The sequence below is a fragment of the Salinarimonas sp. genome (assembly GCF_046292825.1).
Taxonomy (GTDB): Bacteria; Pseudomonadota; Alphaproteobacteria; order Rhizobiales; family Beijerinckiaceae; genus Salinarimonas.
Window position 1 is genome coordinate 99,164 of sequence record NZ_JBKBQG010000009.1, and the last position, 10,484, is coordinate 109,647.

The 10,484-nt window shown below is 61.0% G+C and carries 12 protein-coding genes, 1 tRNA gene and 1 rRNA gene; 8 read left to right on the forward strand and 6 right to left on the reverse strand.

From position 1 onward, the window contains the following. Positions 1-329 precede the first annotated feature (329 nt). The 7 genes from ACK4UM_RS07120 to ACK4UM_RS07150 all read left to right on the forward strand — a co-directional run bounded on the left by ACK4UM_RS07120 (position 330) and on the right by ACK4UM_RS07150 (position 5,596). Complete coding sequence (locus ACK4UM_RS07120) at positions 330-677, forward strand: hypothetical protein (RefSeq protein ID WP_409797248.1); 348 nt, start codon at positions 330-332, stop codon at positions 675-677. A gap of 908 nt (positions 678-1,585) precedes the next feature. Next, positions 1,586-2,113 carry a plasmid mobilization protein gene (locus ACK4UM_RS07125; RefSeq protein ID WP_409797250.1) on the forward strand — a complete coding sequence of 176 codons (528 nt, stop codon included), beginning with the start codon at positions 1,586-1,588 and terminating at the stop codon, positions 2,111-2,113. 115 nt (positions 2,114-2,228) lie between these two features. Continuing rightward, positions 2,229-3,743, forward strand: coding sequence for a relaxase/mobilization nuclease domain-containing protein (locus tag ACK4UM_RS07130; RefSeq protein WP_409797252.1), 1,515 nt, complete (start codon positions 2,229-2,231; stop codon positions 3,741-3,743). Between the two features lie 254 nt (positions 3,744-3,997). Next, positions 3,998-4,696, forward strand: a complete 699-nt coding sequence (locus ACK4UM_RS07135) for a hypothetical protein (protein ID WP_409797253.1) — start codon at positions 3,998-4,000, stop codon at positions 4,694-4,696. Positions 4,697-4,707: 11 nt separating this feature from the next. Next, positions 4,708-4,875: a hypothetical protein gene (locus ACK4UM_RS07140; RefSeq protein ID WP_409797255.1), complete on the forward strand. Its 168-nt coding sequence runs from the start codon at positions 4,708-4,710 to the stop codon at positions 4,873-4,875. 12 nt (positions 4,876-4,887) lie between these two features. Beyond that, a complete protein-coding gene (locus ACK4UM_RS07145; protein ID WP_409797257.1) occupies positions 4,888-5,352 on the forward strand; it encodes a hypothetical protein in 465 nt (154 codons plus the stop codon). 10 nt (positions 5,353-5,362) lie between these two features. Further along, positions 5,363-5,596: a hypothetical protein gene (locus tag ACK4UM_RS07150; RefSeq protein WP_409797259.1), complete on the forward strand. Its 234-nt coding sequence runs from the start codon at positions 5,363-5,365 to the stop codon at positions 5,594-5,596. 63 nt (positions 5,597-5,659) lie between these two features. Here the strand turns inward: ACK4UM_RS07150 and ACK4UM_RS07155 are convergent, their stop codons facing one another. Beyond that, the gene (locus tag ACK4UM_RS07155) at positions 5,660-7,180 is read right to left on the reverse strand and encodes a type IV secretory system conjugative DNA transfer family protein (protein ID WP_409797261.1); all 1,521 of its coding nucleotides are present in this window, start codon (positions 7,178-7,180) and stop codon (positions 5,660-5,662) included. A gap of 4 nt (positions 7,181-7,184) precedes the next feature. Further along, entirely contained in the window at positions 7,185-7,529 is a 345-nt protein-coding gene (locus tag ACK4UM_RS07160) for a hypothetical protein (RefSeq protein WP_409797263.1), read from the reverse strand. Between the two features lie 80 nt (positions 7,530-7,609). Here ACK4UM_RS07160 and ACK4UM_RS07165 point away from each other — a divergent pair, with 80 nt between their 5' ends. Then, positions 7,610-8,044, forward strand: a complete 435-nt coding sequence (locus ACK4UM_RS07165) for a hypothetical protein (protein WP_409797265.1) — start codon at positions 7,610-7,612, stop codon at positions 8,042-8,044. A 51-nt stretch (positions 8,045-8,095) separates the two neighbouring features. On the opposite strand, the gene ACK4UM_RS07170 is transcribed toward ACK4UM_RS07165, so the two are convergent. From ACK4UM_RS07170 to rrf, 4 genes are all read right to left on the reverse strand, one after another. Beyond that, on the reverse strand, positions 8,096-9,061 hold the full coding sequence (locus ACK4UM_RS07170; RefSeq protein WP_409797267.1) for an XcyI family restriction endonuclease: 966 nt from the start codon (positions 9,059-9,061) through the stop codon (positions 8,096-8,098). Continuing rightward, positions 9,061-9,930 carry a DNA-methyltransferase gene (locus ACK4UM_RS07175; RefSeq protein WP_409797269.1) on the reverse strand — a complete coding sequence of 290 codons (870 nt, stop codon included), beginning with the start codon at positions 9,928-9,930 and terminating at the stop codon, positions 9,061-9,063. The genes ACK4UM_RS07170 and ACK4UM_RS07175 overlap by 1 nt, the downstream gene beginning before the upstream one ends. A 269-nt stretch (positions 9,931-10,199) precedes the next feature. Next, positions 10,200-10,276: transfer RNA gene (locus ACK4UM_RS07180), tRNA-Met, on the reverse strand. A 112-nt stretch (positions 10,277-10,388) separates the two neighbouring features. Continuing rightward, positions 10,389-10,484: ribosomal RNA gene (rrf, locus tag ACK4UM_RS07185) — 5S ribosomal RNA — on the reverse strand; the annotation flags it as partial.

Below are 10,484 nucleotides of genomic sequence, written 5' to 3' on the forward strand. Positions count from 1 at the left end.
AGCTATATAATATCACATTTTTCCGCTAATCAAAAAGAAAAATCGCTTTTGTTTCGGGCGCTTAAATCATCTTCCTTTGTGTACTCGATCAGGTTTGTTTGGGCGCTTGCGCGCCGCTTGTTTTGAATGAGGGAAAAGGGCGCTTTGCCCTGAAGGGGGGTTTGCTGGACACGAACGAAAGAGCGGCAACGGCGGCAACATTCACCCATGAAAGCGCGAAGTCAATCCAACGAAAAAGTGCATTATTTCGCTTATATTACTTGATTAGCGGAGTGATAATTGTTATATTATTACTGTAAGTTAAATCATTTACTTTAAGGGTTCTCGCTATGAAACAAATTACCGCCACCTTTAAACCCCAGCTTATCAACGTGCATGAGAATATCAGTGCCGACCTGATCGACGTTACCCCCGAGGTAATCGCATGGGCACAGGCAGCCTTGCCCGCAGCCCGAAAAGAGGCCGCCGATGCCCGCCACATGGCAGATAGTGCATTCCTGACCCGCGGTGCCGGTCAGACCGCCCTTTGGCATAACGCCGAAATCCTGAAATGGCGCGTGCGCGAATTGGAGATGCTGGCCGAGGGCCGTAACCAATGCGGATTGCATGGCTTTATCGGCCCCAATGAGTGGGAGAGGCTTACCGCCTTTGTTGGGGGCCTATTGGCCGCCGCCTAACAACAAGACCGGGGCCGCATGAGCTGATCGTTTGTGATTGGGGATTTCATGCGGCCACCCTGGCCGGTGATTCTGCTCTATGCGGTGCAGGGCTGGGCCTGCCTGCGTGGGGTTCCATTTGAGCAAGGGCAACGCCTGCCCTGTCGGGGTTCGTGGGTGCCGGCGTTTATTCGGCTGCTGCATCATCCTCATGCCTGCCAGACAATCGCAGATTATGCCGTGCTTGGAATGCGCGGCGATAAGCTGCCGCCTGATCTGTTGAGCATGGTGCAAAGGGCGAGGCGGCAAACCCGCCAACCGACAACGAACCGCCGAAATAGGCGTTACGACCGGGAAGCCGCCGCAAGGCGGCTTTCCTCTTTCTGGCCGCAGGCCGCACCCCGCCACCGGAGAAAATCGACCGAGCGGGCGGCTCCCCCTTTGCCCCCCGCGAGCAACGCGCGCGGGTCGCCTTCACCCATTGACCACAGGCCCCTTGGAAAGCGTGGACGGCACGCCGCCCACTCTTCCCACAGGCTTGCGGGCTTCACGTCGTCCCGCCGCCAGCACCATCCTTCGGGAGGCGCGGCGGGCCGGTTCAGCCCTTAAGCCTGACTGGGCCTGACGCCGGGCGCGGCCATCCCGCCTTGCGGGAGGGGCCGCCGATGCCCGACTTGGACAATGGGCAAAGCCGACAGGAACGCCGTGCCACACGTCCTAGTGCACCTTGCCACCGTAGTCGTTCAGTCGTCGGCTTGCGGTGCCAGTTATAAGCAAAAGGAGGGCGGCAAGATGTGGGTAAGGCCCTTGCGTCCCCGCCGACCCCTGCGGGGCCTGCGGGGCCTCAGTCCCCTTACCCGTTGAGCGGTTCGGCCTACCGGCCTCGGCTCAATTATTGCCCTTCGGGAGAACAACGAAAGCGATTGACCATGACCCGCGACAAGCGCCGCCATGAGATCAAAGTCAGGTACGACGACCACGAACTTGCTACGCTCAAGGCGGCATCAAGCGCCGCCCGCGTCCCGTTGGCCGTCTATATCCGGGAACGATCCTTCGGGCGTACGCCCAAGCCGCCCGCCAATCATCCCGCCATCGTGGGCGACCTGATCAACGAACTACTGAAAATCGCAACCAACTTCAGCCAGCTTGCCCGCTGGGCAGAGGGCGAGGCGCTTACGTCTGTGAACGCTTGGGAACGCATCATGCGTGAGGATTGCGCGGGGCGCATGATCCGTGGCGACTTCGACAAGGAGGCCGCCGCCGAGCATTTTGGGGCGCTGGTGGAGCAAGGGCGCTGCATCAATGCGATTGCCAAGGATGCAAACACCGAACGGAAATGGCCGGACAGTCGGGAATTGGAGGCCGCGACCAAAGCGCTAAACTCGGTTGTGTTCAAGATTTTCCCACCCAAGCAGCGCCAGCAGCAGCCCGCGCGGCAGGAAAAGTTGGGGGCTTAGGTGCTTGGCGCGCGGGAAGGTGCCAGCGAGGCAGCCAAATGACGCTTTAAAAAGCGTTGGCTATTTGTGTCACGGCAGAGCATCCGGCCGGCAGGGCCGCCCGCTGGCCGAGATCATGGGCGAGCGTGTCGCCTTCATTCAGACGAACAACATTCAGGCCGAAAGCCCCGACGCCATCGCCGCCCATCTGCACGCTAGCGCATCGAGGGGCAGCGACCGCCTGAAAGGCCCCTATCTGCATTTTATCGTTTCGTTTGACGCCGCCGACGCACGCGCCGGAAAGGTACCGGACGACGTGCAACGCGAGATCGCGGGCAAGGTCATCGAGCGCATGGGATTAGCCGAATACCAAGGCGCTATTTTCGGCCATAAGGACACCCAGAACCCGCATATGCACTTTCTGTTTTCGCGGGTGCATCCCGAAACCTTGCGCGCTTGGGATAACTCCAAGTGCGGGGCACGGCTAACCGAGATCGTCAGGGAAGTAGCGCGCGAACACGGCTTGAACGTATCGCGCTCGCAGGAGCAGGGGGCGGAGCGGATCAGCGAAGCCGAATACCACGAGGCCCGGCGCGAGGGCCGCCCGCCCTTCCAGACGTTCAGCCCCGAGCAGCGCGCCGAGATCAGAGGCCAGACCTTGCCCGCGTTTCGCGAGGCCACCGGCTGGGCCGACCTGACCGAGCGCCTACAGGCGCAGGGCTTGCGGCTTGGCATGGCCGGGAAAGGCAGCAAGGCCGCGCTGTACGTTTACAGCGACACGCACAAGGCCAAGCTGTCCGACGTGTTTGGAAAGGAAAAGGACATACGCACCGGCAAACTTGCCGAGAGGTTTGGGCAGCGGTTCACAGACTACGCCCGCGAGAGCGGCCTAGATGCCCCAGAGCGACCAGAGAAGGGCGCAGATCATCATCGGGCACTCAACACCCCCCGCCGTGCGCAGACCTTAACCAGCGACGATTACAGCGCCGAATACGCTCGCAGGCAGGCGGCGCTTGACGCGGCCGTGCGCGAGCGGAACGTCTTTCAGGCGCAGGCGGAGCAACAACGCACCGCCGAGGCCGCCGCGAAGGAAGCAAGCCAGACCGTGGCAGCGTTCGCCGCGAAGGTTGCCGAGCTCGACCGGGAAGCCAACCAGAGCCGGGCCGAGTTTATGGCCGCCGTCGCGGATGCCTACGCCGACCCGACCGCAGCCCGCAGGGCATGGGAAGAATACGAGGCCGAGCGCCAGCGCGCCGGGCGAATGGCCGAATGCGCTTTCAAGCCCGAACGGTTTGGAACGCTCCGGGGCAAGGTGCGGGCAATGGTGAAGGACGCCGAGCGCCGCAAGGCGCTGGCCGCCATCGAGCGCATGAAGAAGGCCCGCGCCCGGTTTATCGCCGCGCGCGAGCAGGCCAAGGTTGCCCGCATCCGTATTCCGCCCGCCGAACACAAGGCACAGGAGGCCACGCGGACTTGGCGCGACTGGACGAACCAGACCGGCGACCGGCAGGAGCAGGAAAGGCGGCTTGCCGCCCTGAATGAGAATGTGCGCCAGAAGGCCGCCGCGTTGGCGGAACTTACCCGCGACCGCGACGCCGAGCGGGGCGACGGCGGGCGCGAGCGCGACAGGGGCATAGGTTGGGACGATTGACGGCAGCGCAAAGGGCGCAGCCGTCGGGCCGCAAGGCAAAACATCATCGAAAGGCAATACAGATGGACAACTCTACGGCAGTTAGATAGCGACATACGCTAGCAGCGACCCCCGCCCCGGCGGGGGTTTTCAGTTCCTGACAGATTGCCGGCCGGCGCGCTGGCCGGATTGTCAGTTATTCCAGCCCCGCGCCCGTCAGTCAGAATTGGCGGCAAGCCGCATAAGCCCACGAGAACAACACGGAGGTCGAGCACATGAGGGCTTTTCTTTTCCTGACGGCCTTTGCCGCCGCCGCCGAACCCGCAGCGGCACAGGACAAGTTTTATTCCCATTCGACAAACGCCGGGAATAGCAAGTACGAGGCCATGGCTACCGCCATCCTTGCTAATCAGGCCATGCAAGGCGCGTCGATTACCTATCTTTCCGAGGCCGTGCCCCCCAATGGCGAGGTAAGGCTAGGCGCGGGAGGAGCGTGCGCGACCGAGAACGAGGGCGCTTTACGCTACAACAGCACGGCGGGGGGTGTTGAGTTTTGCAACGGCACCGTATGGCAGCCAGTCGGGGGCGGCGGCGCGTTGCCGCAATATTCCATAGTTCCCATGTACACGACCACGCCGCCCCTAGGGTTTCAGTTATGCGACGGCACCAATGGCACCCCCGACTTGCGCGGGCGGTTCTTGGTTGGCGTCGGGTCTTTAAGCATTGCGGGTTTTCCTGAAACCTACACCTTGAATCAAGCTGGCGGCGCTCACCGCATAACGCTGATCGTTGCCAACCTGCCTCCCCACAGCCACGGGACGAACATCACCGGCCAGCCCGGCGTTTCGTTCGTGAACGGCGTAAACACCCTTCCCGTGTTTGGGAGCGGCAGCACCGCCGCAACCGGGAGCGCGACGCCGTTCGACAACCGCCCGCCATTCCGCGCCGTGGCCTACATGTGCAAAACATCATAGGGGGCAAACACATGATCTTAAAAATTGTGATCGGGATGATTTTTGCGCTGGCCGTTATTTCTTACGTTCACGACCCGGCGCAGGCGAAAGCGTTGGCGGGCATTATTGCGGAATTGCTTTTCAGTATCGGCGCATCCGTTCGGCAGGCGCTTATGGCCGTCATTGAAACCATCAAGTGAGGACTTTTTTTCATGCGTATTTTGTTTGTTTCTCTTGTGGCCGCGTCCATTCTTCCGCTTGCCGGTCACGCCCAGCACGTCACCGGCCAAGGCATCGACCGAGCCAGCAGCAACATGCGGCTGGAAAACGAGTTTGAAGTTTTTCGCACCAATCAGGACGGCATCGACCAGACCCAAAATGTTCGCCTTGAAGCATTGGAGGCACGGGACGCCGAATTGAACGCCCGTACGAGCAAGAACGAGGGCGATATTCACCAGCTATTTCAGACGATCAACAACCTTGACCTTACGTGCAGCCTTGACCAGTACCAGCTTACCGACAAGTGCCAACCCTGCATCACCGGCCTGAAGTATCCGGCTTGCAAGTCGGGCTATAGCGCATCTATCGCGCAAACGCCTTGCGGTTCGTCCGGCAAGCAGCAGTTTTGCATCCCCTCGACCACCTGCACCGCCATGAAATGCCAGATGTACAAGTGACCGGCCCCGCATGACCGAGGCCGCGATCCCGTCCCCCTACTACATGACGCCCGCCGCAGAGCGGGCCATGCAGCTTTTGTGCAGCGGTAGCCCCGAGGCCGCGTTGCGGCTTTCCTTGGGCCATGCCGTCGTGTGCTGGCGGGATGATGATCTTGAACAATGGCGCTACTGGCAGGACGTGGCCGTTATGGTGCGCGTGTTCGCCGTCGTGCCGTTCGAGTACCGGCCCCCGTGGCGGGTATAAGCGCCAACAAGAACCGCCCAAGGCAACCTTGGGCGGCTTTTTCGTGGGCGGTTGATTAAAGGCTTACCCCTGTTCCCAGCGCCCGAATAGACCCCGAAACGCGGCATCCTCCCAATATCGCACTTTGTCCGCCATCAGCGGGCGCAGCCCTTGGACAAGGATAACCTGTTTCGTTTCGGGCATGGCCGCAACTTCATCCGCCGTCATAAGATCACGCGCCGTCATCGAGCGCGACACCGTGGCATCCGTCGCCACCAGACCGCCACCGGCGACGCGGGCGGCTTGGTTATGGGTTTCAATCGTCGTTCGCCCGAGCGAACGGCTTATGTATTCCGCCGTTTCCAATTCCGTTACGCCAAAGAACGAGCGCACCGCGCAGTTAGCCATCAGCGTACCAGCCGCCTTGCCGTAAATTGCAAGCAGTTGCGGCTTGTCTTGGCAGAATATCCAGAACCGAACACCATAGCCCGCGACGACACCAATTCCCTGTTCAATCGAGGCCATATGCCCGAGCGCGGGAAACTCATCGAGCAGAAACAGCACCGGCGTTTCCGGCTTGGCCTTGTTCTTGGTCATGGCCCGGCAGGCCATCCCTACCACCGTTCTCATGAACACCCGGAAGTGGCCTATTTCGTCGGGCGGAACCACAAGATAGACGGTTACGCCCGTTTCCTTCATCCGGCCAAAATCAACCGTGCTGCGCCCCGTCGTAATCGCCTTCACTTGGCGGTCGCTCCAGATGTCGGTTTTTCCTACCGCCGTGGACAGCACGGAACCAAACCCACGCGGCGACTTGGCCGCCAGCTTTTGCATATGCCCGCCCGCCTCGCGTATTTCGGGCACCGCACTTGCCGCCATGTCGTCAAGGATGCGCTCAAACTGTTCCGGCCCGGCCATGAGGGCTTGCCGCACCATGCCCATGCAGGCGCGATCCCCGGCCTTGTCGATCACATGTAGCAGCAGCCCGCGCACGAGGATCAGGGCTTGTTGGTCAAAGTGTTCGGACGCTCCCCCATCCCCTGACCGGGGCATGAGCAGATCGGCCAGTACCCCGGCATCCGTTGCCATGTTGGCATCGCGCCGGATGCAGTCGAGAGGGTTGAAGATCACCCCCGGCGCGGGATTGCTTGGGTCAATCCGCACGACCTGTTGTCCGAGCACGTCCGCCCGATAGGCCGACGTTACATCGTAGTTTTCCCGCTTAATGTCCGTCACGAACACCGAGCCGGGGTAGGTCAACAGTGTGGGGATAATTTGCCCCGCGCCCTTCCCCGAGCGCGTCGGCGCGAACGTGGCAAGGTGTCCGGGCGCGTCGTAGCGCAGAAACCGGCCTTCCAGCTTTCCGACGATTACGCCCGCATCGCCCAGCAGGCCCCGCGCCTTGGCTTCCGACTTAGTTGCCCAGCGGGCGGAACCGTGCAGGGTTTTGCCCCGCGCAAAGGGCACCGGCCCGAACAAGCCCCAGAGGCCCGCAGCGCCTAGCAGGAGGGCTTGGGGGTATAGTTCGGCGTTGTAGTGCAGCCAGCAGACCGAGGCCATCGCGACCCCAAAGAACGCTTGCAATTTCAGGTTTTGGATTAGCATCGGCCTATTTCCCCTGTTTTATGGCCGACGTGCGCACATACCCGGAAAAGCCCCCGGCACGGACGTAGCTTTGCGCGCCTGACCGCTCCAACACTTCCACCGGCGAACCGGCGGGAATGGTCAGGCACGCCGCCTTGGCGCTTGTGGAGGTGCAAAGCTGGGTATCCTTGGGCAGATACGCCCCGGCTTCCGGGGCAGCTTCCGCGACCGGCGCGGCCTTTGTGCTACCCCATGCGAACAGCGCCGCAGCGTTCAGCCAGACAGCGCCCCCGCCGAGGGCGAGCAGAACCGCTTGGAACATCAGGCGTTCGCGCAAAGTGTCAGCCTCTTTTTTGTTGCCTGGTTGCATATGCCTGCAACCACCTACCCGCTTATGCGGGCCGCCCCATGAAAAGAGGGGGGCAAAACAACTGACAGGAGGAAACCCCTTTGAAACGCGACCTTTTCAACATCCCCCACAAGATCAGCATGAACCGCCGTTTTGTGGCCGCAAGCGCCGCCACTTTGATAGGTGTTTCCTTGGCCTACGCCTTCACCGGACACGCCAGCACGACCGCGCACGGAGCGGCATCGAGCAAAGCAACCGTCTATGTGGCATCTGCCCCACGCCTGCCCGCCTGCGACGGGCGCGAGGTCATCGCCTACACGCTGGACGGCTTGCGCCATCAGGGCGCGGACGTGGCCGCCGTGGTAGCCGTTGCCGAAGATATGCGGATTACCGCAGGCGAGGGCCACGACGTGGCCGCCTTTTGCAAGGCCGAGGCGGTACTAAATGGCGGAGCGCGCCAGCCGTTCGCCTATCAGATCGGATGGAACGCCGAGCCGGGTAGCGCGATCTATGTGGTTGGCGACGCCATCCGCTAACGCCGTTGTCCCCTCAACCGGAGCGGCCCGCAGGTATGCGGGCCGTGTTCGTTACGAGCGTATGCCGGTGAGAGAGATCACCCGCGCGCGGAAATCCTGATATTCAGGCCCGCCGCCGTTGATCAGATCAGAAATCCGATAAAACCGGTTGGTTGTGGGGCTTTCTTTCTTCGCCATGTCCATATCGATCCGATCGACGTTCACGACTGTCCAACATTCCACATAGCCTGCAGCCTTGGCTTTCTGGTGGCTTTTTTCGGCTTCCCCGATCCGGTTGTGAATGTTCGAGAAGTCCGAGCCGCCCTTGACTTCAACGGCGATCAATTCCCGAAAATTGTCCGCGCTCATTTCCTCGCGGATGATGATATCCGGATCAGGAGCAAACTCGATCAGTACACGCCGCCCCGCCGCGTTTTCAATTTCTATCCGGTTGGCCGTGGCTTCCTTGACGGCAGGCTTAACAATGTCGTGGATCGCGTCGAAAACCTTCACGATCCCCGCAGCGCCCTTTTTGACGTTCGCCCCGCCCCGCAGTTGCGGGCCGAGCGTCAAAAGCGTGAGATCATCAAGCAGGGCTTGGCTTACGCGCTTCGCGCCAATGCCATCGAGCAGGAGCGCCGCCGCGTCGGACAGCGCCCGGCACAGGTCAGGGAGATCGGCAGCGTTGGCCGCCGTCAGCACCCCGCGCTTTTCCATCGACTGGAACCGGGATACCCCCGTTTCCGTCGTGTAAAACTCTTTCTGGCTATAGCCGTACAAGAGCCGATAATACCCCAACAAGCGGGGGTTTTTCGTCAGGAGCAGCGGAACCGGGAACATAAGTTCCCCGCGCAGGCCGTGGCTTGCGAGCGTCGCAAGGCTGGGCTTGGGCACATAGTCCGCAAGCGCCTTGTCTATTTCCGTTATGTCGAGGTTTTTGATTGTCGCGGCGAGCGCGTCTTGCAGGTATTGCCCGCGTATTTCCGCGAGCACACCCGAAAAATCAATCTGTAATTCTGGATCGGGTATTTTGAACATCAGGCCGCCACGCGAACAATGGATTTTTCATCAGCTTCCAGCCGTTCGGCAGCAAGCGCAACATATTCGGGATTGAGTTCAATCCCTACATACTTTCGGCCCAACTGTTGGGCAACAAGCCCCGCCGTTCCCGAGCCGAAAAAGGGATCAAGGATGAAGTCGCCGGGCTTGGTGGCCGCGAGGATACACGGCTCAACCAGCGCAGGCGGGAAGGTGGCGAAATGCGCCCCCGGAAAGCCTTGCGTGTGAATGTTCCACACCGAGCGCCGATTGCGTTTGCCGCTTCCGTTGCCTTCCATGACCGCAGCCCGGTCATAGTAATATTTTTCGTCTTTAGTGAACATGAACAGATATTCATGGGAGCGCGTAGGGCGATCCTTCACGCTTTCCGGCATGGCATTTGGCTTGTTCCAAATAAGATCGGCCCGCAAGTACCATCCATCTTCTTGCATGGCGAACGCCAGCCGCCACGGGATGCCGATCAAGTCCTTTGGCTTGAGGCCGTCGGGGGTATCAGGGCGCACCGACATTGCCCGAGCAGGATTTTTCTTGTCAGGCGCACGCCAACCGCGATTGCCGCTTGTGTAGCCGTCGCCAATGTTCAGCCAGAAAATCCCATCATCCTTGAGCACCCGGCGCGCTTCCGAGAAGATCGACCGCAGCGCGTTGACGTACTGGGGCAACGTCCCCTCAAGGCCGAGTTGATCGGGTATGCTGTAATCCCGCAGACCCCAATAGGGCGGCGAGGTTATGACTGTCTGCACGGAGCAGTCCGGCAGCCGCCGGAGCACGGTCAGCGCGTCCCCCTCAAAAATCGTGGAGGCCGTCACCGTCAGCTTTTCGGGCTTGGTTATCTTTTGCGTTCGCATATCGCCTCGTCTGTCCCCCATCAGGCAGGCGCTTGATCGCGCCGACGGGCCAGAGCGTGCGCCGTATCGTGCCTTCTAAATGCCGTGCCCCGTCATCGTTCGCCCACAATATCGGGCTTCGCCGGGAATGTGGAGGGCGATCTTGCACCGTCCCGCCTGTTGGCGAGAGTTGGCCGGGGTTGTCCCCAATTTGTCCCCGAAACGCCAAAGCGCCCCGACCGGCAGGCCGAGGCGCTTTCGTTTTGGCGTTGTATTTCAAGCTATTAAGCTGGTTGCGGGGGTAGGATTTGAACCTACGACCTTCAGGTTATGAGCCTGACGAGCTACCGGGCTGCTCCACCCCGCGGCAAGGTTTTCGGAACGCGAAGGGCCCCGTTGGGGGAATTCCCCTGGGGCCCTTGGCGTTTCGATCGTGAGAGGATGGATGTTGTTCTTGGAGATCTTCCTGTCCTTTGCAGGCCCGGCGACGACCTACTCTCCCGGGTCTTGAGACACAGTACCATCGGCGCTGAGGAGTTTGACGGCCGAGTTCGGGATGGGATCGGGTCTTATGC